Source organism: Vibrio sp. 10N.247.311.12 (assembly GCF_041467515.1).
Taxonomy (GTDB): Bacteria; Pseudomonadota; Gammaproteobacteria; order Enterobacterales; family Vibrionaceae; genus Vibrio; species Vibrio crassostreae_C.
The window spans coordinates 91291-118263 of sequence record NZ_JBFSUV010000008.1 but is presented as its reverse complement, the minus strand read 5'-3'; the positions used below and the strand labels follow the sequence as shown (position 1 = coordinate 118263).

General features: G+C 44.6%; 20 protein-coding genes. 9 read left to right on the top strand and 11 right to left on the bottom strand.

Annotation, left to right across the window (positions count from 1 at the left end; translation table 11 throughout):
- Window positions 1-897: 897 nt before the first annotated feature.
- The 3 genes from AB6E30_RS05845 to nspC all read left to right on the top strand — a co-directional run bounded on the left by AB6E30_RS05845 (window position 898) and on the right by nspC (window position 6438).
- Complete coding sequence (locus AB6E30_RS05845; RefSeq protein ID WP_170962429.1) at window positions 898-3837, top strand: pyridoxal phosphate-dependent class III aminotransferase; 2940 nt, start codon at window positions 898-900, stop codon at window positions 3835-3837.
- Window positions 3838-3845: 8 nt separating this feature from the next.
- Window positions 3846-5099: a carboxynorspermidine synthase gene (locus tag AB6E30_RS05840; protein WP_017061002.1), complete on the top strand. Its 1254-nt coding sequence runs from the start codon at window positions 3846-3848 to the stop codon at window positions 5097-5099.
- 199 nt (window positions 5100-5298) lie between these two features.
- Entirely contained in the window at window positions 5299-6438 is a 1140-nt protein-coding gene (gene nspC, locus AB6E30_RS05835) for a carboxynorspermidine decarboxylase (RefSeq protein WP_372102925.1), read from the top strand.
- A gap of 73 nt (window positions 6439-6511) precedes the next feature.
- On the opposite strand, the gene AB6E30_RS05830 is transcribed toward nspC, so the two are convergent.
- Both AB6E30_RS05830 and AB6E30_RS05825 read right to left on the bottom strand, forming a co-directional pair.
- Entirely contained in the window at window positions 6512-7024 is a 513-nt protein-coding gene (locus AB6E30_RS05830; protein WP_372102923.1) for a glycine cleavage system protein R, read from the bottom strand.
- Window positions 7025-7291: 267 nt separating this feature from the next.
- Window positions 7292-8200 carry a DUF3943 domain-containing protein gene (locus tag AB6E30_RS05825; protein WP_017069173.1) on the bottom strand — a complete coding sequence of 303 codons (909 nt, stop codon included), beginning with the start codon at window positions 8198-8200 and terminating at the stop codon, window positions 7292-7294.
- 210 nt (window positions 8201-8410) lie between these two features.
- On the opposite strand from AB6E30_RS05825, the gene AB6E30_RS05820 reads away from it, so the two are divergent.
- Entirely contained in the window at window positions 8411-9649 is a 1239-nt protein-coding gene (locus AB6E30_RS05820) for a CinA family nicotinamide mononucleotide deamidase-related protein (protein ID WP_017069172.1), read from the top strand.
- Between the two features lie 174 nt (window positions 9650-9823).
- Here AB6E30_RS05820 and AB6E30_RS05815 read toward each other — a convergent pair whose 3' ends face one another.
- From AB6E30_RS05815 to AB6E30_RS05805, 3 genes are read right to left on the bottom strand one after another with little or no spacing between them, the layout of a single operon-like run.
- Window positions 9824-10669: a dimethyl sulfoxide reductase anchor subunit family protein gene (locus tag AB6E30_RS05815; RefSeq protein ID WP_372102921.1), complete on the bottom strand. Its 846-nt coding sequence runs from the start codon at window positions 10667-10669 to the stop codon at window positions 9824-9826.
- A gap of 1 nt (window position 10670) precedes the next feature.
- A complete protein-coding gene (locus AB6E30_RS05810; RefSeq protein WP_004733360.1) occupies window positions 10671-11291 on the bottom strand; it encodes a DMSO/selenate family reductase complex B subunit in 621 nt (206 codons plus the stop codon).
- A gap of 11 nt (window positions 11292-11302) precedes the next feature.
- On the bottom strand, window positions 11303-13741 hold the full coding sequence (locus tag AB6E30_RS05805) for a DmsA/YnfE/YnfF family dimethyl sulfoxide reductase (RefSeq protein ID WP_017069171.1): 2439 nt from the start codon (window positions 13739-13741) through the stop codon (window positions 11303-11305).
- 198 nt (window positions 13742-13939) lie between these two features.
- On the opposite strand from AB6E30_RS05805, the gene AB6E30_RS05800 reads away from it, so the two are divergent.
- The gene (locus AB6E30_RS05800; RefSeq protein ID WP_017060995.1) at window positions 13940-14506 is read left to right on the top strand and encodes a molecular chaperone; all 567 of its coding nucleotides are present in this window, start codon (window positions 13940-13942) and stop codon (window positions 14504-14506) included.
- Window positions 14506-15021, top strand: coding sequence for a ferredoxin-type protein NapF (gene napF / locus AB6E30_RS05795; protein ID WP_372102919.1), 516 nt, complete (start codon window positions 14506-14508; stop codon window positions 15019-15021). The genes AB6E30_RS05800 and napF overlap by 1 nt, the downstream gene beginning before the upstream one ends.
- Before the next feature lie 172 nt (window positions 15022-15193).
- On the opposite strand, the gene yfaE is transcribed toward napF, so the two are convergent.
- The 4 genes from yfaE to ubiG all read right to left on the bottom strand — a co-directional run bounded on the left by yfaE (window position 15194) and on the right by ubiG (window position 20243).
- Window positions 15194-15472, bottom strand: coding sequence for a class I ribonucleotide reductase maintenance protein YfaE (gene yfaE / locus AB6E30_RS05790; RefSeq protein WP_137001112.1), 279 nt, complete (start codon window positions 15470-15472; stop codon window positions 15194-15196).
- On the bottom strand, window positions 15472-16605 hold the full coding sequence (nrdB, locus tag AB6E30_RS05785; protein ID WP_017063554.1) for a class Ia ribonucleoside-diphosphate reductase subunit beta: 1134 nt from the start codon (window positions 16603-16605) through the stop codon (window positions 15472-15474). The genes yfaE and nrdB overlap by 1 nt, the downstream gene beginning before the upstream one ends.
- A gap of 103 nt (window positions 16606-16708) precedes the next feature.
- Window positions 16709-18991 carry a class 1a ribonucleoside-diphosphate reductase subunit alpha gene (gene nrdA / locus AB6E30_RS05780; protein WP_017060992.1) on the bottom strand — a complete coding sequence of 761 codons (2283 nt, stop codon included), beginning with the start codon at window positions 18989-18991 and terminating at the stop codon, window positions 16709-16711.
- A gap of 508 nt (window positions 18992-19499) precedes the next feature.
- Complete coding sequence (gene ubiG, locus AB6E30_RS05775; RefSeq protein WP_170926849.1) at window positions 19500-20243, bottom strand: bifunctional 2-polyprenyl-6-hydroxyphenol methylase/3-demethylubiquinol 3-O-methyltransferase UbiG; 744 nt, start codon at window positions 20241-20243, stop codon at window positions 19500-19502.
- A gap of 258 nt (window positions 20244-20501) precedes the next feature.
- On the opposite strand from ubiG, the gene gyrA reads away from it, so the two are divergent.
- A complete protein-coding gene (gene gyrA / locus AB6E30_RS05770; RefSeq protein ID WP_372102917.1) occupies window positions 20502-23162 on the top strand; it encodes a DNA topoisomerase (ATP-hydrolyzing) subunit A in 2661 nt (886 codons plus the stop codon).
- Window positions 23163-23336: 174 nt separating this feature from the next.
- On the top strand, window positions 23337-23966 hold the full coding sequence (locus AB6E30_RS05765; RefSeq protein WP_372102915.1) for a tetratricopeptide repeat protein: 630 nt from the start codon (window positions 23337-23339) through the stop codon (window positions 23964-23966).
- A 39-nt stretch (window positions 23967-24005) separates the two neighbouring features.
- Here AB6E30_RS05765 and AB6E30_RS05760 read toward each other — a convergent pair whose 3' ends face one another.
- Both AB6E30_RS05760 and nrfA read right to left on the bottom strand, forming a co-directional pair.
- Window positions 24006-24350: a rhodanese-like domain-containing protein gene (locus AB6E30_RS05760; protein WP_372102913.1), complete on the bottom strand. Its 345-nt coding sequence runs from the start codon at window positions 24348-24350 to the stop codon at window positions 24006-24008.
- 125 nt (window positions 24351-24475) lie between these two features.
- A complete protein-coding gene (nrfA, locus tag AB6E30_RS05755; RefSeq protein WP_372102911.1) occupies window positions 24476-25906 on the bottom strand; it encodes an ammonia-forming nitrite reductase cytochrome c552 subunit in 1431 nt (476 codons plus the stop codon).
- A 482-nt stretch (window positions 25907-26388) separates the two neighbouring features.
- On the opposite strand from nrfA, the gene nrfB reads away from it, so the two are divergent.
- The gene (nrfB, locus tag AB6E30_RS05750) at window positions 26389-26973 is read left to right on the top strand and encodes a cytochrome c nitrite reductase pentaheme subunit (RefSeq protein WP_008222036.1); all 585 of its coding nucleotides are present in this window, start codon (window positions 26389-26391) and stop codon (window positions 26971-26973) included.

Sequence of the window (26973 nt, the reverse complement as noted above, 5' to 3'; positions counted from 1 at the left end):
TTCGGAACCGCCGTATGCGACCCACGCTTGTACGGTGGTGTGAGAGGACGGAGGCCGTGAGGCCTCCTCCTACTCGATTCTGACGTTTAGCTTTTACGTTTAAGAACTCTTCTTGTTCGAATCCGCACTCAACATTCATTTCTATCTCTGTTTCAAATTTTGCAATCAAGTTAGTTTTTAAAAGCGAGATTCCCTATGAACTTGTTCCTCGTGCTAGGGAATGACGGAAAGACGCCATGACCTAAAAGCTTCTCTAGCAACGTTTATAACCCCACGTCGTCATCCTCGGGTATGAGGAACGAATGAACCGGGGATCTCTTTCCCAAACGATAGTGTGACGATATTTACAGCAATTGCTTAGCCACCGCTGCTATTTATCAAGCTATTACTAAAAACTATTGATCGTTCATTTCACTTTATGTTACTTTCCCGCGCAATCTCGGAATGAAAATGTTCAAGAAGAGCAACGATTGCTTCTGGGGGATACGCGTAGTGACCATTCTTGCTGATTGGGACATTACGTAGGGTAGGTATTGGCTAGTCCTTTAGCTGATAGACGGGATACTTATGGCGCAGTTCGTCATGTTAATGGGAAACCCAACATTGAACACACTAATTACAACATTGCTAATCAGCTCTGCATTTCCAAAGGGACCAGCTCCTCATAGCTGCCCGATCCTGCAAAAATGTCCAATTCTTCAAAACAGTAGCATTACTGAACCTTGAGCTCACGCTAACAATTTATCGCTGTCTTAAGACGGCTTAATTTCGTATTCGTCATTTGACTTATGCGAGCGTACAGCTATATCTCATTTCTAGACAATACGTGTACTTCACTATGAACTCTCTCCAAATTTAACGAGAGTTGGTGGGTAATTGCGTCTGATGGAGGTGAGTATGAACACATTCAAGGGGACTTTTATGACTACCGCCTTTGAAGTCGATATCAATACTATCGCAAATTCATTTTCAACTATGGTTCCTATCTTAGAGGGAACGTACGACCTAACACCTGACGCTATTTTGCTAGAGCAAGAACAGCATGAGTCGGATGTTCGCTCTTACCCAAGACGCCTGCCTATTGCTATTAAACGAGCATGTGGCGCTTTAGTTGAAGATACTCGTGGCCAACTCTTTCTCGATTGCTTAGCCGGTGCAGGTACACTTTCTCTGGGTTACAACCACCCTGAGATTAACCAAGCACTTAAAGACCAACTCGATTCTGGTTTGCCATACCAAACACTTGATATCACGACTCAAGCAAAAGAGACGTTTATCAAGCGAGTTAAAGCTTTTCTTCCTCAAGACTTTTCAAATAACTCGGTTCTTCAATTCTGTGGCCCATCTGGCGCTGACGCTGTGGAAGCGGCGATCAAGCTCGCCAAGCAAACCACAGGTCGCAACACCATGTTTGCTTTCCGTGGTGCTTACCATGGTATGACGAACGGCACCATGGGTATGATGGGTAACCTCGGCACTAAAGAGCGTCGTAGCGGCTTGATGTCTGATGTGCACTTCATGCCTTTCCCATACAACCTACGCTGCCCGTTTGGTATTGGTGGTGAAGCGGGTGCTAACGCGAGCATTCGTTACATCGAACGTATGTTGAATGATGACGAGTCTGGCATCATGAAACCGGCGGCGATGATCGTTGAGCCTGTGCAAGGTGAGGGCGGTGTGATTCCTGCTCCAGCATCTTGGTTACAAGGCCTACGTCGCATCTGTGATGAGCACGGCATCCTACTGATTTTTGATGAGATTCAGTGTGGTGTGGGCAAAACTGGCCATCGATTTGCGTTTGAAGAGTCTGGTGTTAATCCAGATATCTTATGTTTATCTAAAGCGATTGGTGGCGGACTGCCTATGTCGCTGCTTGTGTTCGATAAGAGCATTGATACATGGAAAGCGGGTGAGCACACCGGTACATTCCGTGGTAACCAATTAGCAATGGTCTCTGGCGCTAAGGCGTTGGAGATCATCGAACGAGATGGCTTAGTTGAGCACGCGAACATCGCAGGCCAATATTTACGTCACGGGCTTGAGAAGATTCAATCACGCGTTAGCTGTATTGCTGAAGTTCGTGGTAAAGGCCTGATGCTCGGTGCTGAGATCAAACAACCAAATGGTGAGCTTAACAAGTTTGGCGAACCACAATCAGACGGCGAACTAACCCTAGCGATTCAACGAGCAGCGTTAGAGCGTGGCTTGATGGTTGAAAAGGGTGGTCGTGATGGCTCGGTAATTCGTTTCCTTCCGCCAATGATTATCTCTTTTGAGCAGATTGACTTTGCACTCCGCGTAATGGAAGAAGCGATCATCGCAGCTGGTGGTGGCTTACAACAAGACCCAGCTTCAAGCGAACAAGCAAACCAAGAATGGAACAAGCATTTCATCCATACAGGTTTAGGCGGTAGCGACGAATTTGCTAACGTGATGAACCAAACCACTCAAGCGATGAAAGCGGTTTTTGAACAGGTTGAAACCCCTTATTCGGGTTTAGATCCAAAAGTGCTAGAAGCAGCTATCAATGCTGTCGACCTTGATAACAATCAACACGCTTTGGTTGATGTTGTAGATAGTACTGCAGACCTTGTCGCTGCAAACTCCATCTTCGTGCAACACCCAGATTGCATTGCACACCTTCACACTCCTCCTCTTATGGCTTCGGTAGCAGCGGAATCGATTATCGCGGCATTGAATCAATCAATGGATTCATGGGACCAAGCATCGGCTGCGACTTATGTTGAGCAGCGCGTTGTGGATTGGATGTGTGACAAATACCAACTTGGCGCACAAGCTGACGGTGTTTTCACTAGCGGAGGCACGCAAAGTAACCTAATGGGTTTATTGCTTGCGAGAGACTGGGTTGCGGATAAGCACAATGGTCATTCTATCCAAAAGCTTGGCTTACCAGAATACGCGAGCAAGCTGCGTATCTTATGTTCAAAGAAATCTCACTTCACGGTTCAAAAGTCAGCCTCTCTACTAGGGCTAGGCGAAGCGGCGGTGTGCTGTGTTGATACCAATGCAAACGGCACTATCAAGCCTGACTTGCTAGACGCAGAAGTGAAAGCACTGAAAGCACAAGGTCTGATTCCTTTTGCTGTGATTGGTACTGCGGGCACAACCGATCATGGTGCTATCGATGACCTTGATGCGATTGCAGAAATCGCAAGTCAGCAAGGCCTTTGGTTCCATGTCGACAGTGCATACGGTGGCGCGCTTATCTTGAGTAGCCACAAGGCTCGCTTACAAGGCATCGAAAAAGCGGACTCTGTGAGTGTCGATTTCCACAAATTGTTCTATCAAACAATCAGCTGCGGCGCGGTATTGTTGAAAGACAAAGCGAACTTTAAGTACCTTCTACATCACGCAGATTACCTAAACCGCGAACACGATGAACTGCCAAATCTAGTCGATAAGTCTATTGCGACCACCAAGCGTTTCGATGCATTGAAAGTCTTCATGACGATGCAAAGCGTTGGACCAAAGCAGTTGGGTGATATGTACGACCATCTTCTTGAGCAAACGCTAGAAGTGGCAGACCTGATTCAAAACCAAGCTGACTTAGAGCTACTCGCAGAGCCGTCACTATCAACAGTGCTGTTCCGATCTAAGCCGTCAGCCAACGGCGAGCTAGATTTAGACAAATTGAATCAAACGCTAAGACTGGAAGCGCTGACTCGTGGTGTTGCAGTACTCGGTGAAACGGTCGTGGATGGTAAGAGTGCGCTTAAATTCACTATCTTGAATCCGTGCCTAAAGACATCAGATTTCAAATCTCTAATTAACAAAATTCAAACTCTAGCCACTGAGCTAGCAGAACAACAAGGGTAATTAATACTATGGCTATTCTACAAATTGGTGCAGGCGGCGTTGGTTGGGTTGTTGCACACAAAGCAGCACAAAATAACGAAGTACTGGGTGATATCACAATCGCTTCTCGCACAATCGCGAAGTGTGAAAAAATCATCGAATCTATCAAGGGCAAAAACAACCTTAAAGATTCAACTAAGAAACTAGAAGCACGTTCAGTAGACGCTGATGATGTTGATGCGCTTGTTGCTTTGATTAAAGAAGTTCAGCCGGATCTAGTGATCAACGCTGGTCCTCCTTGGGTAAACATGGCAATCATGGAAGCATGTTACCAATCTAAAGTTTCTTATTTAGATACATCGGTAGCGGTTGACCTATGTTCTGAAGGCCAACAAGTACCACAAGCTTACGATTGGCAGTGGGGCTACCGTGAGAAGTTCGCTGAAGCAGGCATCACAGGTATTCTTGGTGCTGGTTTCGATCCAGGTGTGGTATCAATCTTTGCTGCATACGCGGTTAAGCACTTGTTCGATGAGATTGACTCAATTGATGTAATGGATGTGAATGCTGGTGACCACGGCAAGAAGTTTGCGACAAACTTTGACCCAGAAACCAACATGCTTGAGATCCAAGGCGATTCTTTCTACTGGGAAAATGAAGAGTGGAAACAAGTACCTTGTCACTCTCGTATGCTCGAGTTTGAATTCCCGAACTGTGGTTCTCACAAAGTTTACTCAATGGCGCACGATGAAGTTCGTTCAATGAAAGAGTTCATCCCAGCTAAGCGTATCGAATTTTGGATGGGCTTTGGTGATGCATACTTGAACTACTTCAACTGCATGCGTGATATCGGTCTTCTTAGCCCAGATCCGCTAACACTGCACGATGGTACTGTGGTTCAGCCTCTGCATGTTCTTAAAGCACTACTACCGGATCCAACATCTCTAGCTCCGGGTTACACTGGTTTAACGTGTATCGGTACTTGGGTTCAAGGTAAGAAAGATGGTAAAGAGCGTAGCGTATTCATCTACAATAACGCAGACCACGAAGTGGCTTACGAAGACGTAGAGCACCAAGCGATCTCTTACACAACTGGTGTTCCAGCGATTACCGCTGCACTTCAGTTCTTCCGTGGCGAATGGGCTGATAAAGGCGTGTTCAACATGGAACAGTTAAATCCAGATCCGTTCCTAGCAACTATGCCGGAAATTGGTCTAGATTGGCATGTTCAAGAGCTTGAAGCAGGCCAAGGTCTTCCAGTGATTCATGAGCTGAAAAAATAAGAACTGATTTCTTGTTTTGATTGCTAATTAAAGGGGACATGGATTGTTCCCTTTTCGATGATGATAGCCTTGAAGCTTTGGTATCATTTATTTTGATTTTGTAACTCACTGCGCTCGGACAGGACAAAATCAAAATAAATCACACCAAAATTGTTAATTTACCTTTCCATCTATAGATGCTGCTTGAGTGTTTACAAAAATGACGTTTAAGAAAGAAGAACTAAAAACCCCATATTTCATGATCAACGAAGACAAGTTGATTGCGAACTTAGAAAAAGCCAAGCAACTGAAAGAGATTTCAGGTGTGAAATTGGTACTTGCGCTTAAGTGCTTCTCGACTTGGGGCGTGTTTGACATCATCAAACCGTACCTAGACGGTACTACTAGTTCTGGCCCTTATGAAGTGAAATTAGGTCACGAAACTTTTGGCGGTGAAACTCATGCTTACAGTGTGGGCTACAGTGAAGATGACGTGAGAGAGGTTGCTGACATCTGCGACAAGATGATCTTCAACTCTCAAAGCCAACTTGTTGCTTACCGTCATATTGTTGAAGGTAAAGCTTCACTGGGTTTACGTTTAAATCCGGGCGTGAGCTACGCAGGGCAAGACTTGGCGAATCCAGCACGTCAATTCTCGCGTTTGGGCGTGCAAGCTGACCACATCAAACCAGAAATTTTCGATGAGATTAATGGTGTGATGTTCCACATGAACTGTGAGAACAAAGACGTCGATGCGTTTATCGGCCTGCTTGATTCAATCTCAGAACAGTTTGGTGAGCACTTAGATAAGTTGGACTGGGTGAGCATGGGCGGAGGTGTGTTCTTCACATGGCCTGGCTATGACATCGAAAAACTCGGTCTTGCGCTGAAAGCCTTCTCTGAAAAGCACGGTGTGCAGATGTATCTTGAGCCGGGTGAAGCGATCATCACTAAAACAACCGACCTAGTTGTGACAGTGGTCGATATTGTTGAGAACGTGAAGAAAACAGCGATTGTGGATTCAGCGACTGAGGCGCACCGCCTTGACACGCTTATCTACAATGAGCCCGCATCAGTATTGGAAGCATCAGAAACAGGCAGCCATGACTACGTGATTGGTTCGTGTTCATGTCTTGCGGGCGATCAGTTCTGCGAAGCGAGCTTTGATGAGCCACTTAAGATTGGTCAAAAGCTGCATCTGTTAGACAGCGCGGGTTACACAATGGTGAAATTGAACTGGTTCAATGGCCTTAAAATGCCTTCAATCTACTGTGAACGTAGCAGTGGTGAAGTTCAGAAGCTAAATGAATTCGGCTATGAAGACTTCAAACGCTCATTATCACAATGGTCAGTTAAGTAACTGAATCACAAGTTCAGAGCAATACAAAGAGCAGCTAATGAGCTGCTCTTTTTTGTTCTTTAATTTTGTTTATTTAGCTTTCAATCATCACACGAGTATCTTCACTGAGCGTTTCGAGTTCATTAACTACGTCGTCGATCTGTACTTCGATTGGCAGCTTAACGGCGATTTTTGATGTGAATAGACTTGAGCTAACACCGCCGCCACCAGCGATAAAGACGCGGTGACAATCCATATCGAGAATACTGATTCCTTGTCTATCCAATACATGAGTCACTTCGTTGACGATACCTGCTCGGTCGTTAGAGTCGAGTCTCAAGTGATGGACCGTGTCTTGAACATTGTGTGTATGATCGGAATCGACAAACTGCACGATGAGATCTGGATTGGCGCTGAACGCTTCTTTTACAATCGATTCGTTGATGGCTGGAAGTTGAACCTTTAGTACGCCTGCGACTTGGTCTTCAATAAAGTTCACTTTACTGATGAGCCATTTGCCGTCGTTTTCGTTAGTAACCGCAGCAAGCTGTTTGATTGTTGCTGGTGATGCTTTTCCGATAAAGTTTACGATAAATGTACTGTTCATATCAGCCCCCAAGGTTTCAATTATTCTTTGCTAATTAAATGTTTGATATCACGCGATAAAGTTCTTTAATTTCAGTGTAGAAGGTTACATCGAACAATGTTTGACCTAGGTCAATTTTTGAAACTAAGCTTCGATGCAAAAAAAGAGAATGAAGAGTAGGGCACAAAAAAAGCGGCTAGAGAGCCGCTTTTTAGAAGAGTTGTCACTGTGATTGATGATTCAGCAACTTATATTCAATAACTTATATTGAGTAGTACTAGAGACGAATTAGAACGTTACTTTGAAGTTCATACCAACAAACTGAGAGTCGTATGGTGCGCCAGCATCGTAAGCAAAACGTGCAGCGTCTTGGTTATCCCACCAAGGGTTAGTATTCAGGTTAACTTCTGCATCACCGCCCCATGCGTCACTTACCCAGTAGTGAATGTGTCCAACAGGGTTAAGGAAGAATAGCGACACATCACCCATGGTTTGAGAGCCCATCACTTCGCCACCTGAAGCAATGATATCCTGCTCTGCTTCTAGCATCATTTCACCGACAACCGCACCGAAGAAAGGTGTGATGAAGAGATCTTGCCATGAAGGTACTTCTGCAAACGCTTCTACGCCGTATTCCCAGAAGAACGTCGACATAGTCCAAGAGTATAAGAATGACTCAAACTCGTCGTAACCTGCGTGTCGAGCTGCGGTGTAGTAAACACCACCGAAATATGGGTGCATTACGTAGTTTAGGAAGTGTTCGTCACGGTCCCATGTTGGACCAGCAGAAACGTTATCTTTCCACTTTTTACCTAATGAGCTGATATCACGTTGGTCATCATCCCACTTAGTAATACTTTCAGGGAGCAGAGTCATTAGACCCACTGTCGCGACACTCAAGCCAAGAATGGTGTAGGTTTGACCCATTAGGTAATCCCAATCTTTCTCCTGACTCACCAACATGTGTTTTGGTTGTTGGATTGAGAAGTCGTACTCATCACTCGACTCGCTCAGTGCGTAATTGGTACTAGGCTTGTAGGTGTACAAGTTGTCATTAAAACAGTAATCTTGAGCACATTCATCCGAGTAAGAAAGGTTGATTGGCTGGTCGAAGTCGTATTGGCTTGCGACCGAGTTAACTGACATTAGCATTGAAAATGCGGCAGTAACCTTTGCTAGTAACGGTGATTTGGCCACAAGGGTCTCCATGAGAAAGTTTGGAATTGATCAGGGTCACAATTATCTATTAAATGCCTGATTTAGGGAACTAATAATTTATAGCTTTTCCTAAGAAAACCTTAGGTTTAACATTATTAATATTAGTGAAAAGGCGAATTGCTCCAAATTCAACCATAGACCAGTTTGTAAATAATGCCGTGTCTTTTTATGACAACAAGGGATAGAAATATGACGAAAATCGCAATGTTAAGCACAGGTGAAGAAGTTCTTCATGGAGACATTGTAGATACAAACGCAGCTTGGATGTCTGCTGAGTTTTATCAGCATGGTTTTGCGCTTGCTAAGCGCTCAACTGTGGGTGATCAAATGAATGCTCTTGTTGAAGAACTGCTGATGCTGAGCTTTAACTATGATGTGGTTATCGTTAATGGTGGTTTAGGCCCGACAACCGATGATATGAGTGCTGCCGCCGCTGCAGCTGCTTCCGAGCAGAAACTCGTCATGTTCCCTGAATGGCTTGCTCGTATGGAAGAGATGTTCTCTGGACGTGGCATGCCAATGCCAGACAGCAACCTTAAACAAGCTTTGTTACCTGCGAGTTCAGAGATTGTCGATAACCCTGTGGGGACGGCTTGTGGCTTCAAACTGAAAATTAACGATGCGACTTTCTATTTCACGCCGGGTGTACCAAGTGAATTCAAGCGCATGGTGACGTTTGAGATTCTTCCTGACTTGTCGTGTACCTACCCTCAAGTGGTTGCCTCTGAATGCAGTCGACTGTTTACGTTTGGTTTGTCTGAGTCCGGTATCTCTGATGTTTTGGATCAACTAAAGCTGCCAGAAGGTTATGAACTTGGTTATCGCTCTTATCTGCCGTTCATTGAGGTCAAACTGTTTGGTCCTAAGGCAGACTTAGAAACTCGCGTTAAGCTTCTGCAGATGGTTTACAAGCTGCTAGAGAGTAATGTCGTTAGTGTTGATGAGCCGATGATTGACCATATTGGACACATCATGGCGGAAAAAAAGAAGACGTTATCTGTGTCTGAAGTGTCGACCAAAGGTTCACTGTCAGCGTGGCTGCAATTGAATGAGCAGATAGAAGATTGCTTCGGACACTCATGGGTGATGGCTGAGCCAAAAGAGAGCGAACTTGAAAAGAGCGATCCATTAGCCGCGACCTTTGCGCTGGCTGGAGCAACAAGAGATAAGTGCGGAACTGAATTGGCTTTGGTGACTGGTAAGCTGGAAGGCAACACATTCAGCGTTGCATTGTCGACTGAAGCAGGCGAGTGGGGGCAGGTACTTGAGTTTTATCGTCAGTACTCGCGTGAAGACCAACGCAACGTGATTAAGACCGTTGCCGCCGATATGCTGAGAAGGCATTTAGATAACAAACCGATGTTTGGTACTTATTCTTCGGTTAAGCGATTAAAAGACATGTTTATTCCAGCGGCTATCATTAAGTAGCTATGTAAGCTAACGATGTAAGCGAACTCGCTAAGTCTGTATTAAAAACGCTAGAAAAAACGAAATAAAAAGGCCCAACATCTAAATAGGTGTTGGGCCTTTTGTTTATCTAGCCTTCTAGATAACCAAACAAGCAGCGATGTTTACACGCAACTCATGTCTGTAAGAACTCGATTACAAACCGCTTGTCATATGTAGGCTGTAGAACAAACCACGGCCGATTAACTCTGAAGCCAAGAACAATACTAGTGCTAAGCCAAGGTTAACTGGGTTCACTTTTGCTTTGTTCAGCATAGGTAGAATCCAAATCAACAAGCTTGCCATTAGCAGTGCCACTTGAAGAATCACATAGCTACCTAAACCATCGACTAACTCAGACGCTTTTGCCGCTGAAGTTTGGATGTCTCCGATTAGGTTCAGTTTTCCTACTGTCACAAGCAAGCTGATAGCAACAGCGATAACAGCCAACATGGTGATGTTACGGTCAACCGTAAAGCGGCTGTCGTTTGCGAATACAATCACGAACTGAGATAACAGCAAGCCACCCACAACCATCGTCATGATGAAGCTCAGTGGTGTGTAGATGTTGTCCCACGTCGGTACTGTGTTGATCATGTATACGTTGATCATCGCGTACATGAAGATAACACCCAGTACCATCGCGCTAACCATCAGTGCTTTCTGGATAGCAACGCCACCTTTCTTGACTACCGACAGTAACCATTGCAGGCCACCGACAGCGAAGAATGCCGCACCGAAGAACACTTCGTTAGACAACCAAGCCGAACCTAGCTGATTAAAAGCGTTAAACGCGCGCAGTGGAGAGCCAAGGTGCGTTGTCGAGAACATGAAGCCAAGACCCATCAGTACCCATAGGATAAACATTGGAACCTTGTAGCTGTTCAGCTTCTCTTCGTCATGACCAAGTACCAGTGCACGTGCGCCAATCAGTAAGTAACCACCAACCGCAGTTTGCGCCAGCACCGTAAAGAAGATTAAAGACCACTCATGAAAAATCATCTTACACCTCCTTCGGGTTTGCTAGGTGACCGCTGGTATCGCCAGTCGGCTTCGCGTTTTTGTTCAGCTTAATCACGATGTTTGGTAGCGTTTCTGTTGAAGATGGCAGTGGAGCCACATCCGCACCAGAGCCGTACTTCTCGCGAAGTGTATTGATTTCACCAAACTCCAATGCACGAAGTGGGCAAGACTCAACACAGATAGGCTGTTTGCCTTCAGAAACACGTTGGTAACAACCATCGCATTTCGTCATATGACCTTTCTTAGCATTGTATTGTGGTGCGCCGTAAGGACACGCATTGCTACAGTGCTGACAACCAATACATACGCTCTCATCAACCACAACCAAACCGTCTTCATCACGTTTGTGCATTGCGCCCGAAGGACACACTTTCACACACGCTGGGTTAGTACAGTGGTTACAAGCGATAGATAGGTAGTAAGAAAAGACATCTTTCTGAACCCAGGTATCACCATCTTGAGTGAAGCCACCACCGGCATATTCGTATACGCGACGGTAGTTCGTTTTGATGTCTAGATCGTTATAATCTTTACAAGCAAGCTGACAGGTTTTACAACCCGTGCATTTACTTGAATCAATGTAAAAGCCGTATTGTTTCATTCCAACCTACCTTATGCTTTCTTTAGCGCTTTGATTTGAACTAGGTTTGTATGCTGAGGGTTACCCTTAGCAAGTGGGCTCGGGCGCTGAGTCGTCAGCACGTTGATAGAGCCTGCATGGTCGATCTTCTGACCATCTGGTGCGTACCATGCACCTTCGCCTAGTGCGACAACTCGAGGAAGAATCCTAGGTGTCACTTTCGCTGGAATATGTACTTCGCCACGGTCGTTGAAAATACTCACCATGTCGCCGCTATCAATACCACGTTCTTTTGCATCGATTGGGTTGATCCACAACTCTTGCGGTGCTGCTGCTTTGATTTCTGCAACGTTGCCGTAAGTCGAGTGAGTACGAGCCTTGTAGTGGAAACCGGTTAGCTGAAGTGGGTACTTCTCTGCTAGTGGGTCGTTATGACCTTCGAAAGAGTCCGCGTAAATCGGAAGTGGGTGAATCACTTCGTCTTCTTTCAGCTTCCAAGTCTTCGCGATATCAGCCAGTTGCTCTGAGTAGATCTCGATCTTGCCACTTGGTGTGGTCAGTGGGTTCGCTTCAGGATCTTTACGGAAATCTTCATAAGCGATGTAGTGGTGGTCGTAGCTACGTTTGTAGATACCCAGCTCTTTCATCTCTTCGAAGGTTGGCAGTGTTGGATCGTTCTTACGAGTTTCTGCGTAAAGGTGCTCAATCCATTGCTCTTGAGTACGGCCTTCGGTGAACTCTTTTTCTACGCCCATTCGTTTCGCAAGCTGAGTACACATCTCGTAGATAGATTTTGCTTCAAACTGAGGCTCAATCGCTTTCTGCGCGTAGATGAAGTAAGGCATGTTCGCCGCTTTACCGTCCATACACCAGTCGTCTTGCTCAGACGTTGTTAAGTCTGGCAGGATGATATCGGCGTACTTCGCTGAAGACGTCATATGGTTATCAACCACGACAATCATTTCACACGCACTTTCATCTTGAAGAATCGCGTGAGTCTTGTTGATGTCTGAGTGTTGGTTAATGATGCAGTTACCTGCGTAGTTCCAGATCATCTTGATTGGGTTCTTAAGGCGCTCTGCACCGCGAACACCATCAGTGATGTCGGTCATTTCATGGTGACGGTAAATCGCGTCTGTCCACATGAACATTGAAATAGACGTTTCAACTGGGTTTGGCACAGTAGGGAAGCGGACAAATGGAATGTTGATGTCGCTTTCACGAGCGCCTGTTGAACCGCCTGATACGCCCACAGAGCCAGTGAGCAGTGACAGCATCGCGATTGCACGACACGCTAGTTCACCGTTCGCAGTGCGTTGTAAGCCCCAACCTTGGTGAATCGCACATGGTTTCGCTGTGCCCATTTCACGGCCAAGCTTAACGATGGTGTCAACTGGAATACCCGTGATCTTAGAAGCCCATTCTGGTGTCTTCTCTACGCCATCTTCACCTAAACCTAGGATGTAAGATTTGTAGTCGCTGTTTTTAGGCGCTGATGCAGGAAGGGTCTTCTCATCGTAACCGACACAGTATTTGTCTAGGAACGGTTGGTCGACAAGGTCTTCAGTGATCATCACGTGTGCAAGACCCGCTACCAATGCCGCATCTGTAGAAGGACGAATTGGGATCCATTGATCTTCACGGCCACCGGCAGTATCGGTGTAGCGAGGGTCGATGATGATCGTTCTTGCGTTTGATTTGTTTTTGCTTTCAACGTAGTGGTGGATCTGGCCGCCACCAGACATACGTGTCTCAGCAGGGTTGTTACCAAACTGAATGTTAAGTTTAGTGTTCTCTAAATCAGAGAAAGAGTTGTTGTTTGCCCAACCGCCGTAGGTGTAGCTCAAGCCTTTCGTGATTTGCGCTGTTGAGTAGTCACCGTAATGGTTTAAGTAACCACCACTTAGGTTCATTAGACGAGCAATCAGCGTTTGAGCTGGTGGCCAAGATTTAGTAACCGTGCCGCCCAGCGTACCTGTACCGTAGTTTAGGTAGATAGTGTCGTTACCGTAGTCTTTGATAAGGCGTTGCATGGTGCCAGCGACTTCATCATAAGCCTCTTCCCAGCTAATACGCTTAAACTTACCTTCACCACGTTTACCCACACGTTTCATTGGGTACTTTAGGCGATCTGGGTTATAAACACGGCGGCGCATCGAGCGACCACGTAGACACGCACGAACTTGGTGATGACCGTATTCGTCAGTGCCTGTGTTGTCTGTTTCTACGTATTTGATTTCACCGTTTTGTACATGCATACGCAGTGGGCAGCGAGAGCCACAGTTTACTGTACATGCACTCCATACGATTTTCTCATCCACATTTTCAGCAACTGCAGCCGCTACTGGTTTGGATTTGAAAGGTAATGCAATACCGCCCGCAAGTGCAGCTGCACTACCTACTGCAGAGGAAGCTTTCATGAAGCCTCTTCGAGTAAGATTCATTACCCCAGATTCTTTCTTATTCGTCATTCTAAGATGCCTTTTGCTATTGATAGCGAGCACTTTATAGGTAGTTTGTTCTTTATGTATTTATTTCGAATTATTGATTGATTGGCATCAAATAAGTGTGGAATTTAAAGTTTATGAATTGAATGTATAAAATAGATCAAAGAATGAAATGAGTTAATTAATATAATTATCTTTAAACCTATAACGGTATAAATAATAATGATTATCGATACGCATAAATTGTTGGGTTCGCTATTTTATCAAGCGACAAGTAAAGAACAGTTAATCACCATTGTCGAAGCTTTGGTTGAGAGCGAAGTACTCTCTGAAGAATGCTTGCAGGCATTAAGAAGCGAAGACGAAGATGCGCTCGCAGCAGAGTTCAGCCGCCTGTTTGAAGGCGTTGGAGACATGCCAGCTCCGCCTTGGGGTTCTGTGTACCTAGATAAAGACCGCGTTGTGTTTGGTGCTTCTACGGTTGAGTATCGCCAGTTTTTAGAATTGAATCAGATTGAATTAGACACTGGGTTAAGAGAGCCGGAAGATCAATTTGGTTTAATGTTATTCGCTCATGCGTATTTGTTAGAAAATAATAATATTAATTCAGCCGGTGAATTGCTTGAGGGTCACTTATTAACTTGGTCTTCTGTTTATTTAGAAAAACTAAATAAAGCATCAGAGTTATCTTTTTATAAAAAGCTATCGGTTGATGTAATAGATTGGTTTAAGTACTTAATATCTGAATATAATTTAAACGTTGCTACTAAAAAGTTATATATCGACTAATGTCTGAACAAATAAATTCAAATAGACGCGGTTTCTTAACTCGACTTTCTAAACCGGTTAAAGCAGCCGCGAATTATGAAGAGATATCACAGCGCTTGCATGCAAGACCGCCAAGAGCGGTCGATGAGGTGCTGTTTGAGCGTCTTTGCGACGGTTGTGGATTGTGTGAACAATCGTGTCCAAATAGCGTTATTGAGATGCTAGAGGGCAGTGCGCTGCTGAATTTGGATTACAACAGTTGTTCTATGTGTAACAAATGCACTGAAGTGTGTCCGACCGACGCACTTCATTCAACGGTCACGCCTTATATCGACCTCAAGCCGAGCTTTGCGGATAGCTGCAATAATTACATGCAAATGGACTGTTCAGCATGCCAAACGGCGTGTTCAGCTGGTGCAATACACATCGAAGTAGGAGAGTTGCCTACAGTGGACAAAGATAAGTGTAACGGCTGTGGAGAGTGCCGAAGCGCTTGTTATATTGGCTCTGTGACTCTTAACCTGACTCAGCAATAAACGTTTGGCTTTGTATGACACAAGCCAACAGGAAGATTTGGTTAAGTGATAGACGAGTCGCTTTAGATACCTAAAGACATAAATAGAAAAGGGTCCGCATTCCTAAAGGAAGCGGACCCTTTTTTGATTCTTATTGACGATATTCGAACAAAGTGACCTAAAGCCAGCTGGCTTATGCGCGTTTTTGCTTGTTTCTATGAATAACGTTACTCAGCGATAGCTCAGTCTTTGCTTTACAGATACAAGGCAATATCTCATTACTTTGCGTGTAAGCCATAGCAAAACCAACGTACTCGACCTCACCAGAATCCAACGTGCAGCGGCAAGCGCCACAGTGACCATCTCGGCAGTTGTATTCTGGCTCTAACCCAGCTTGTTCCATTGTTTCCAACAGAGTGTTTGAAGGGTTAGATTCAATTGAAGTCAGTTTGTTGATTTTGATTGTTGGCATTACAGCTCAAATCCTTCAAAGTCGTCAGCTTTTACTTCGTTGTCGATTTGGCCAACTAGGTAAGAACTGATTTCTGCTTCTTGTGGAGCAACTTGAACGTTATCTGAAGACAACCAAGCGTTGATCCATGGAATTGGGTTCGACGTTGCTGCTGGGTAAGCCGTACCTAGGCCAACAGCCTGCATACGGATGTTGGTAATGTACTCAACGTATTGGCAAAGAATGTCTTTGTTCAGACCAATCATAGAGCCATCTTTGAATAGGTATTCTGCCCACTCTTTCTCTTGCTCAGCCGCTTCTTTGAATAGGTCGAAACACTCTTGCTTACACTCTTCAGCGATCTGCATGAATTCAAAATCATCTTGACCATTGCGTAGCAAGTTGATCATGTGCTGTGTACCAGTAAGGTGAAGGGCTTCATCACGAGCGATTAGCTTGATGATCTTCGCGTTACCTTCCATTAGCTCACGCTCAGCGAATGCAAATGAACATGCGAAACTTACGTAGAAACGAATCGCTTCTAGTGCGTTTACAGACATTAGACATAGGTAAAGTTTCTTCTTCAGGTCGTGAAGTGAAATCTTAACGTCTTCGCCGTTGATGCTGTGGTTGCCTTCACCGTAGCGGTGGTAGTCAGCCGTTAGCTTGATTAGGTCGTCGTAGTAGAAAGCGATGTCTTTAGCACGCTTCAGAATCTCTTCATTTTCAACGATGTCGTCGAATACTACGCCTGGATCATTCACGATGTTACGGATGATGTGCGTGTAAGAACGAGAGTGAATCGTTTCAGAGAAAGACCAAGTTTCAATCCAAGTTTCAACTTCTGGTAGAGATACCAATGGAAGTAGGGCAACGTTAGGGCTGCGGCCTTGGATTGAATCTAGAAGCGTTTGGTACTTCAAGTTAGAGATGAAGATGTGCTTTTCATGCTCAGGAAGCTTGTTGTAGTCGATACGGTCGCTAGACACGTCTACTTCTTCTGGACGCCAGAAGAAAGAAAGCTGCTTCTCGATAAGCTTTTCGAAGATTTCGAATTTTTGTTGGTCGTAACGTGCAACGTTTACCGACTGACCCAAGAACATTGGTTCTTTTAGTTGGTCATTTTTTTGCTGAGAAAAAGTACTGTAAGCCATAAATGCCTCAAATCCTTTAAAGACCCGTAATAAAACGGACCCTGTTAATGCTTTAAACCCAGAGAAGATAACTCTTCTCTGGGGTCTTAATGTTTATTGCGGTTTAGATCTTACAACCGCCGCCTTCACAATCTTCTTCCGGCACTTGAACTGCATCGCCTTGGTCGTCTTTAGCACCATCACGAGTGTTATGGTAGTAAAGCGTCTTAACACCGTACTTGTACGCTGTTAGTAGGTCTTGAAGCAGCTTCTTCATTGGTACTTTACCGCTGTCGTAAACACTTGGGTCATAGTTAGTGTTTGCAGAGATAGCTTGGTCAACGAATTTTTGCATGATACCCACTAGGTGTAGGTAACCGTCGTTAGAACCAATGTTCCAAAGTAGCTCGTAGTTCTCTTTAAGATTTAGGAAATCTGGAACCACTTGCTTAAGGATGCCGTCTTTCGATGCTTTCACTGATACGTAACCACGTGGTGGCTCTATACCGTTAGTCGCGTTCGAGATTTGAGACGATGTCTCAGAAGGCATAAGCGCTGTTAGCGTAGAGTTACGCAGACCGTGCTCCATGATCTCTTCACGTAGAGAATCCCAATCGTAGTGCAGTGGCTCTTCACAGACTAAGTCGATATCTTTTTTGTAAGTATCGATTGGCAGTAGGCCTTTCGCGTAGTTGGTCTCGTGGAAAGATGGGCAACGGCCTTGCTCTTTCGCTAGTTCAACAGATGCTTTTAGCAAGTGGTATTGAATTGCTTCAAAAGTACGGTGAGTCAGGCCATTCGCGCTGCCATCAGAGTACTTAACACCATTCTTCGCTAGGTAGTATGCGTAGTTGATTACACCTACACCTAAAGTACGACGGTTCATTGTCGACTTGTATGCAGCTGGAAGCGGGTAGTCTTGGTAATCAAGCAGTGCATCTAGAGCACGAACAACCAGCTCAGAAAGCTCTGCTAGGTCGTCCAGTTCATTGATTGCGCCAAGGTTGAATGCTGAAAGCGTACATAGTGCAATTTCGCCTTCGTCATCTTCTACGTTAGAAAGTGGCTTAGTAGGAAGCGCGATTTCTAGACATAGGTTCGATTGACGAACAGGCGCTACTTCAGAATCAAACGGGCTGTGTGTATTACAGTGGTCAACGTTCTGAATGTAGATACGACCAGTAGAAGCACGCTCTTGCATTAGCAGAGAGAAAAGCTCAACGGCTTTAACCGTTTCACGCTTCACTGAAGGATCGTTTTCGTACTTAACGTATAGCTCTTCAAAACGGTCTTGGTTTTCGAAGAACGCATCGTAAAGGCCAGGTACGTCTGAAGGTGAGAACAGGCTGATGTTGCCACCCTGAACTAGGCGAGAATACATAAGCTTGTTCAGCTGTACGCCGTAATCCATGTGACGAACTCGGTTCTCTTCAACGCCGCGGTTGTTTTTCAGTACTAATAGAGACTGAACTTCACCGTGCCATAGTGGGTAGAATACCGTTGCTGCACCGCCACGAACACCACCTTGAGAACAACATTTTACTGCTGTTTGGAAGTATTTGTAGAAAGGGATACAGCCTGTGTGGAACGCTTCACCATTACGGATTTCAGAACCAAGTGCACGGATACGACCTGCGTTGATACCAATACCAGCACGTTGAGATACGTAACGAACAATTGAGCTTGCTGTCGCGTTGATTGAATCAAGGCTGTCACCACACTCGATCAGTACACAAGAACTGAATTGACGAGTAGGCGTACGTACACCAGACATGATCGGTGTAGGTAGAGAAATCTTAAACGTAGACGATGCGTCGTAAAAACGTTTGATGTAGTCAAGACGAGTCGATTTCGGGTATTTAGCGAATAGACACGCAGCAACTAAAATGTAAAGGAACTGAGCACTCTCGTAGATTTCTTTCGTTACACGGTTTTGCACGAAGTATTTACCTTCGAGCTGCTTAACCGCTGCGTAAGAGAAGTCTAAGTCACGTTTGTGGTCGATGTACTCGTCAAGCTCTTCGAATTCAGCTTTCGTGTAATCTTCCATAAGGTGGCTATCGTATTTACCCATATCAACCAGTTTTGCAACGTGGTCATACAGTGCAGGCGGCTCGTATTCGCCGTACGCTTTTTTACGTAGGTGGAATACAGACAGACGTGCTGCTAGATATTGGTAATCAGGAGTCTCTTCAGAGATTAAATCCGCTGCTGACTTGATGATAGTTTCATGAATGTCAGTAGTGGTGATGCCATCGTAAAACTGAATGTGAGCTTTCAATTCTACTTGTGATACAGAAACATTGTGCAAGCCTTCAGCTGCCCATGTAATCACGCGATGGATCTTCTCTAGATCGATCGTTTCTTTGCGCCCGTTACGCTTGGTAACAGTAAGTTGTTGGTTCATTCTGCTTAATTTCCCTAACAAAACTGAACAAGGCCGTGTTTTTGTGTATTTCTGTGTAATTTTTGTAAATTACGTTTCGGCTTTGTGATCTTGGTCTACCCATACATTGTAGTTCAAACACAACATATAGGGGTCATTTGTTTGTTGGGTTACAAGATAGTGCTACAACTGATATTTTTCAAGGTAAAGAAATGGGGTTGCTTGTGGATAAGTGGTGGATTGAAAAAAAACTGTAAGTGACCACTAACTGATGAGGTTATATGTGACTTGATTGTATAAAAGTCGCCTTTTAATGATGCTTTATTTTTGCACGCCCATAAAAAAAAATTCCTTGATCTTTGGCCAAAATGGGCGATTGATTTTAGGCGATTAAATTTAAATCGAGGTGGTCAAAATGGAAGCTAGCGCACGAAATTTAGACTGAAAAAAGTCGCAAAGTTATGGTAATTGCAACTCTTTTCATTCGTCTTTTTTACAAAAGGTTTTACGGTAGGGCTACCGATATTTTTTAGCCAAAGTTTTGCGTGTGGACGATGTAGTTTACGTCTACATTTGTGCCTAAACGATAAGTGTCCGTAAGAGGATTGTAGTGCAGCCCTGTAATCCCTAGTTCTTGCAGCGGAGTGTTATCGACCATCTTGATAAGTTCAGCAGGGCGAATGAACTTCTCGTGCTCATGAGTGCCCTCAGGAACAATCTTAAGTAGCTTTTCTGCACCAACAATAGCGAACAGGTAAGATTTGAAGTTACGGTTTAATGTAGAAAAGAACACGTGGCCGCCCGGTTTCACCAATTTCGAACAGGCAGTGATAACAGATTGTGGGTCAGGAACGTGTTCAAGCATTTCCATGCACGTTACCACATCGTACGTCTGTGGGTTCTGTTCTGCGTGGTCTTCGATAGTGCTCTGGATGTAATCGAGCTTGGTGCCCGTTTCTAATGCGTGAAGGCGCGCGACTTCTAGCGGTTCTTTACCCATGTCTAGGCCTGTCACTATCGCACCTTCAACCGCCATGCTTTCTGCAAGAATACCGCCGCCGCAGCCAACATCGAGGACTTTCTTACCAAATAGGCCTTCAGTCTTCTCTAATACGTAATTTAGTCGCAGTGGGTTGATTTGATGTAGTGGCTTAAATTCGCCTTCTAGATCCCACCAGCGTGACGCCATGTCTTCGAATTTCTTGATTTCTGCTGGGTCTACGTTCTGTGATTTAGTCATAATCGGCATTTCCAAGTTAAATAATGCATCCATGAAATTGCAGGCATTATAACTTGCCTTTTCGCGCTGACCAGAAGATCTACAATTTTGCTAGTTTATTGGATGTAAAGTGACCATGTTTCAGCAAGATATGATGCGGAGGTGCAATTTCTCATCAATTGATTGGCTACAAGGGTCACAAGATGGTAAAAGGAGAGGGAAAGTGATGCCTCCGTAGGTAAATTTGTGTTATATTTTTCGGTCTTATACGTATTCAAAAATACGATCTGACTATAGAGGGAAAATGGCTCTATGAGCGATCTAGCGAAAGAGATCACGCCCGTAAATATTGAAGATGAGCTTAGAGGTTCATACCTAGACTACGCGATGTCCGTCATCGTTGGTCGTGCCCTTCCAGATGTGCGTGATGGCCTAAAACCTGTACACCGCCGCGTTTTGTTCGCGATGAATGTACTAGGTAATGATTGGAACAAACCATATAAAAAGTCTGCTCGTGTAGTAGGTGATGTAATCGGTAAATACCACCCACATGGTGATAGTGCTGTATACGATACTATTGTTCGTATGGCGCAACCGTTCTCACTGCGTTACATGCTAGTTGATGGCCAAGGTAACTTTGGTTCTATCGATGGCGACTCCGCGGCTGCAATGCGTTATACCGAAGTTCGTATGGCGAAAATTGCTCACGAGCTCCTGGCTGACCTTGATAAGGAAACTGTGGATTACGTACCGAACTACGATGGTACAGAACAAATTCCAGCAGTACTTCCTACAAAAATTCCTAACCTATTGGTAAACGGTGCTTCTGGTATCGCAGTAGGTATGGCTACCAACATCCCACCACATAACCTTGGTGAAGTTGTTGATGGCTGTTTAGCATTTATCAATAATGAAGATATCACTATTGATGAGCTAATGGACTATATCCCTGGTCCTGACTTCCCAACAGCAGCACTTATCAGTGGTCGTAAAGGCATCGTAGATGCTTACAAGACTGGCCGCGGTAAGGTTTACATGCGTTCAAAAGCGGATATCGAAGTAGAGAAGAATGGTAAAGAAACCATTATCGTTACTGAGATCCCTTACCAAGTAAACAAAGCTCGTTTGATCGAGAAGATTGCTGAACTGGTTAAAGATAAGAAAGTAGAAGGCATCAGTGCACTGCGTGACGAGTCTGATAAAGACGGTATGCGTATTGTTATTGAATGTAAGCGTGATGCAGTAGGCGAAGTGGTTCTTAACAACCTATACGCTCAAACTCAACTGCAAACGACTTTCGGTATCAACATGGTTGCGTTGAATAACGGTCAACCACAGTTGTTCAACATCAAAGACATGCTTAAGTGCTTCGTAGACCACCGTCGCGAAGTTGTGACTCGTCGTACTATCTTCGAATTGAAGAAAGCACGCGACCGTGCACACATCCTTGAAGCATTGTCTCTAGCACTTGCTAACATTGATGAAATCATTGAACTGATCAAGAGCGCGCCAACACCAGCAGAAGCTAAAGTTGGTTTAGTGTCTCGTGGTTGGGATCTTGGTAACGTTGCTTCAATGCTTGAGCGTGCAGGTACTGATGCGGCTCGTCCTGATTGGTTGGAAGACCAATACGGCATCCGCGATGGTCAATACTTCCTAACGGAAACACAAGCACAAGCTATTCTAGAACTTCGTCTTCACCGCCTAACTGGCCTAGAGCACGAGAAGATTCTAGACGAGTACAAAGCTCTTCTAGAAGAAATCGCTGAGCTAATGCACATTCTTGCAAGCACTGAGCGTTTGATGGAAGTTATCCGTGAAGAACTTGAAGCAGTACGTGAAATCTATGGCGACGAGCGTCGTACAGAAATCACAGCGGCAGTTCATGACATCGACATGGAAGAGCTGATTGCTCAAGAAGACGTTGTAGTAACGCTTTCTAACGCAGGTTACGTTAAGTACCAAATCCTAAGCGACTACGAAGCTCAGCGTCGTGGTGGTAAAGGTAAGAGTGCAACTAAGATGAAAGATGAGGATTACATTGAGCGTCTGCTTGTTGCTAATACTCACGATAACATCCTATGTTTCTCTACTCGTGGTAAGACATACCGTCTGAAAGTTTACCAACTACCATTAGCAAGTCGTACTGCTCGTGGTAAGCCTATCGTGAACATTCTTCCTCTAGAAGAAGGTGAACGTATTACGGCTATCCTGCCAGTTTCTGAGTTCTCTAACGAGAAATTCATCTTCATGGCAACGGGTGACGGTACAGTTAAGAAGACATCACTGGATCAATTCGCAAACGTACGTGCTAACGGCCTAATCGCAGTTAACCTACGTGACGACGATTCACTGATTGGCGTTGACATCACTAACGGTGATAGCGACATCATGCTGTTCTCTAAATCGGGCAAAGTTGTTCGCTTTAACGAGGACAAAGTACGTGCAATGGGCCGTACTGCCTCTGGTGTTCGTGGTATGAAGCTTCCAGAAGACGATCAAGTGGTTTCACTGATTGTTCCTTCTAACGAAGGCGATATCTTAACTGTGACTCAAAACGGTTACGGTAAGCGTACTGAGCTAGCTGAATACCCAACAAAAGGCCGTGCAACGCAAGGTGTAGTATCTATCAAAGTCTCTGAACGTAATGGCCCAGTCGTTGGCGCTGTTCAAGTTGAAGAAGGCGATGAAATGATGATGATCACCGACGCAGGTACGCTAGTACGTACTCGCGTTGCGGAAGTGAGCCAAGTTGGTCGTAACACTCAAGGTGTAACACTGATTCGTACTGCTGAAGACGAGAACGTTGTAGGTCTACAACGTATCGACGAAGTAGAAGAAGCTGAGATTGTAGAAGGCGAAGCTGAAGAGGCTGGTGCTGAAACTATTAACGCTGACGTTGTTGAATCAAGCGAAGAGCAAGCATCAGATGCTTCTGACTCTGAAAGTGATAGCGAGCAAGACACTGAGTAATCTCGATTACGCTAAGTAATTAAGCTTATCATTGAAAAAACCGAGCCTAAGTGCTCGGTTTTTTATTGCCTGTGGTTTGTGGAAAATCGTTAAATGCCAATAGCTATAACTTGATCAAGTTTGCTTTGTGGTGAAAGAGGTAGAGTGAATGGGCGGATAAAAAGGGAGAGTAAAATGGATATCTGGTTACTTGTTGCTTTGTTATTGATGAGCCTATTTTTGGTGGTGATTGTCGTTGCATCAAACAAAAACAGTCGTAGCCTTAAGGGGAACCTTCTTATATCACTCACCGCAGTGCTACTCAGTGGTATTATCTGGTTTCAAATGAAGCAAGAGCTGCCTCAGCCTCCTTCCAATGACAACGAAAATTACACCACAACAGATTTCGAAGATGAGCTGCAGCAAAGACTCAAGCAAGATCCGAATCAATCCGACTTGTGGTTTAAGCTTGGTGGTGTGTATATGCAGAAAGGGGAGTTTGATGCTGCATTTACCTGTTACGACTATGCGATTCGTTTAGACCCACAGGCGCCTTCAGGGCTTTATGCAGCTAAAGCGAGCGCCTTGTATTACCTAAGTTCACAGGCGATGAGTGATGATGTGAAAGTGCTCTTAAATCAATCCATGGAGCTTGATCCCAACGATCGTACGGCATTGATGTTGATAGCGACCGATCACTTCATCAGTATGCGCTACCAACAAGCGATCGATGCTTGGACTCAAATTCTCGATTCTAACCAGAAAGGCATTGATCGTGTCTCTATCATCCATTCGATCAACCAAGCTAAGCAAATGATCCGTTAGGCTTGGCATAATCGCTAGTTGTTAATCGTTTGTTTTTAGTTATTTACTTTCCTGCATTTCAATCAGGCCACCTGCGTTATGGATTTGGGTAAACCCTTGAGCTTGCAAGAATTGATAAGCTTGTCCTGAGCGATTACCACTGCGGCAATACAAAACGATCGGTTGGTCTTTATCTATCTTAGCGAAGTGAGTAGCCACTTCAGAAAGAGGGTAGTTGATGGCGTTGTCTAGATGCCCTTGTTGGAACTCTGCAGCTGTTCTGACATCAACCACTAATGCGCCTTTCTCTATTAATTCCCACCCAGTCTCAGCACGCTCAGAAGCGTAAACGCCTGAACTGAGTAGTGCGATACATAATGTTGAAAGTGAAAGTAAGGTTTTCATTGTCTATTCCTTGAATTGGCGAGTGGATTGGGGAGGAGATATTGATGTGTATTGCCCCAAACCTAAAAAACCAGCCACACCATAATAGTGTGACTGGTTTTTACCTAATGGTCTAATTGAAGAAACTAGTATTCGTAGTTGGCTTCACGCTTTTCAGCTTGCTCTTCCCATTTAGGAACAACCGTGTCTAAGAAGTGTTGTTTCTCAGCGTTCATCTTATCCATGTCCATTCCAAGCGCTTTTTGAGCCGCTTCTTTGGTCGAAATATCTGGAATCTCGATTGGATCAGTGATGCCTTTCTTCGCCAGTAGACGAACAATCTTAGTTCGAGCATCGGCTGCGCGGTCAACGGCAGTACCTAGTACTTCTAGAGCGATTTCAGGGGCGTGCATATGAACACCATGAGATGCAATAGCGTAGTCCCAGCGCCATTGAGCATGACGAATATCCAGTAGGATAGGTTCCATCTCTTGCTCGGTCGCACCCGCTTCCCATGCTGCGCCAGCTTCAAAGTGAGCGGCTACGATTTGTTTCTCAGCAGTCAGCTTCATGTTCAGCACTTGCGCTTTACGGCTTGAAACGATGTTAAGCATGGTCTCTTTAGATTGAGTGTGACAGTTTGCACAGGTATCTTCGAAGCGGTCGAATGGGTTACCCACTTTATGGTCGGTATAAACGGTGCCATCTTCTTTGGTCACTTTCGGCATATGACAGTCAGCACAAACGACTTTGTTCTTACCGTGGATGCCTTCGCGCCATGTTTCGAAGCCTGGGTGCTGTGCTTTCAGCATTGGCGCTTTAGATACTTTGTGCGTCCAATCTTTAAAACTAATCTGATCGTAATACTCTTCCATTTGCTCAACACGAGTCCCTTTGTCCCAAGGGAACTTCACGCCTTTAGTTGGCCCTGTGAAGTAGTATTCCACGTGGCACTGAGCACAAACAGAAGCTTGTTGGTCTAAACGGCTTTGCTCATCAAACTTTTTACCAATCGCTTCAAATGCACGTTCAACATAAGGGCGTGTCACCTTCAGTGCTGGCTCACCATTTTTAAAGCCTTCGCTTTGGGTATCGTGACAATCTGCACAGCCAATAGGATTCACAATCTCGTTGCCAAGACGTGCCCATTTACCTTCAAAATAACCGTCTTCACCACGCTCTTCGATAACACGTGCTACGTCTGGGCTTTTACAACTCCAACACGCCATTGGCATAGGGCCTGAGCTTTCGTCGGTCGGACCGCCAGTACGCAAGGTTTGTCTTACATCGTCAATCGCATAGAAGTGGCCGCGCGCTTTGTTGTAGTCTTTTGCGAACCCGTAGCCAGCCCACATGATCACCATATTTGGATCTTCTTTTAGCGCATCTTCAATAGTTTCACTCTCTGACGTTTGTCTCCATGAATGGTATTGATCTGGGTGGTTTTGCTCGAACTGGTCGTTACGAGGATCACCAATTTCTTTTTGTTCAGACGCAGCAAAACTGGTCGCGCTTACTAGTGATGCGCTAACCATTAATAATGCTGTGACGGAATTACGTATCCAATGCTTTTTCACAGTGATATCTCCAATATACTGATTTTTATACCAAGCGTTGTGAGTTTGCTATTCAAATTAAGAACTGGAGAATTGCTGTTTATATTAATTCATAAATAAACACATTTTGTTACGTGTCGGATGTTTGCTTGTTTTAGATCAATTAATGACAGTGACTTCAATCACGTTGAAGTTTATATAGCCCTAAAGGGGTATGTGGACATCAAGTTAGACTGGTCTTATTGAGAATTATTATCATATATAACAAATAATTACCCGACATGCCCTCACTATAAATAGGGTGATTGTGTTCACATATTACCCTTTGTATATTTCGCTTTACCTAATTAGGGGTATATTCTAAATATAGAAAGCGTTGTGGCTTATCCAAAATAAGAATTGATATCATTTAAGCGGTAATAATATCGTTTAAGGGTACTTTTGTTTAACCGGAATATTATTTAGTTGAGAGTTAAATAATGCCGGTATAAGGAAAGGATAAAATGGGCAATATTAAATTGGCCATAGTCATAATGCTTAAATCCCTTCTAGCATTCTGCCTCTATGGTTATTCCATTCATGCTGTTGCAGAGCCTGCTGTTACGCCAGTAGGAGAGTCAACAAGACATGAAGTCGAATTAATACGTGACAAAGATTACAAGTGTGTCCAATGCCATAAAGATTCTAAAGAAACGGTATTTGGTTCACATGGTGAGAGTGCGCACGCTTTGCTTGGCCGTGAAGTGAATTGCACAGATTGTCATAGTTCTATTGGCCCCGATCACCGTGATGGTGCACCTGAGGTGGTGAAGTATCGCGCGGCTCAATCACAACCCGGAACCGAAAAGGTTTTCCTCGATCCTAGCTTAATCCTAGATGCCAACAGCCAATGTATAGATTGTCATAAGCCTGATGATCTGCGCGAAGCGAGTTGGACTCATGACGTACACGCACAAAACTTAACGTGTTCAAACTGTCACGATGTGCATGCGAGTGAAGCGAAGGTGCTTGGCTTAGATAAAAAGCAAACCATCAAGCTGTGTGTGGATTGCCATTCAGACTTCAACCAGAAGAAAGAAGGGGAGTAA

Excerpts from the sequence above, each read along its gene's own strand:
- AB6E30_RS05845 (WP_170962429.1), top strand. The coding sequence starts at position 898 with ATGAACACATTCAAGGGGACTTTTATGACTACCGCCTTTGAAGTCGAT.
- AB6E30_RS05840 (WP_017061002.1), top strand. The coding sequence starts at position 3,846 with ATGGCTATTCTACAAATTGGTGCAGGCGGCGTTGGTTGGGTTGTTGCA.
- nspC (WP_372102925.1), top strand. The coding sequence starts at position 5,299 with ATGACGTTTAAGAAAGAAGAACTAAAAACCCCATATTTCATGATCAAC.
- AB6E30_RS05830 (WP_372102923.1), bottom strand. The coding sequence starts at position 7,024 with ATGAACAGTACATTTATCGTAAACTTTATCGGAAAAGCATCACCAGCA.
- AB6E30_RS05820 (WP_017069172.1), top strand. The coding sequence starts at position 8,411 with ATGACGAAAATCGCAATGTTAAGCACAGGTGAAGAAGTTCTTCATGGA.
- AB6E30_RS05815 (WP_372102921.1), bottom strand. The coding sequence starts at position 10,669 with ATGATTTTTCATGAGTGGTCTTTAATCTTCTTTACGGTGCTGGCGCAA.
- AB6E30_RS05810 (WP_004733360.1), bottom strand. The coding sequence starts at position 11,291 with ATGAAACAATACGGCTTTTACATTGATTCAAGTAAATGCACGGGTTGT.
- AB6E30_RS05805 (WP_017069171.1), bottom strand. The coding sequence starts at position 13,741 with ATGACGAATAAGAAAGAATCTGGGGTAATGAATCTTACTCGAAGAGGC.
- AB6E30_RS05800 (WP_017060995.1), top strand. The coding sequence starts at position 13,940 with ATGATTATCGATACGCATAAATTGTTGGGTTCGCTATTTTATCAAGCG.
- napF (WP_372102919.1), top strand. The coding sequence starts at position 14,506 with ATGTCTGAACAAATAAATTCAAATAGACGCGGTTTCTTAACTCGACTT.
- yfaE (WP_137001112.1), bottom strand. The coding sequence starts at position 15,472 with ATGCCAACAATCAAAATCAACAAACTGACTTCAATTGAATCTAACCCT.
- nrdB (WP_017063554.1), bottom strand. The coding sequence starts at position 16,605 with ATGGCTTACAGTACTTTTTCTCAGCAAAAAAATGACCAACTAAAAGAA.
- nrdA (WP_017060992.1), bottom strand. The coding sequence starts at position 18,991 with ATGAACCAACAACTTACTGTTACCAAGCGTAACGGGCGCAAAGAAACG.
- ubiG (WP_170926849.1), bottom strand. The coding sequence starts at position 20,243 with ATGGATGCATTATTTAACTTGGAAATGCCGATTATGACTAAATCACAG.
- gyrA (WP_372102917.1), top strand. The coding sequence starts at position 20,502 with ATGAGCGATCTAGCGAAAGAGATCACGCCCGTAAATATTGAAGATGAG.
- AB6E30_RS05765 (WP_372102915.1), top strand. The coding sequence starts at position 23,337 with ATGGATATCTGGTTACTTGTTGCTTTGTTATTGATGAGCCTATTTTTG.
- AB6E30_RS05760 (WP_372102913.1), bottom strand. The coding sequence starts at position 24,350 with ATGAAAACCTTACTTTCACTTTCAACATTATGTATCGCACTACTCAGT.
- nrfB (WP_008222036.1), top strand. The coding sequence starts at position 26,389 with ATGGGCAATATTAAATTGGCCATAGTCATAATGCTTAAATCCCTTCTA.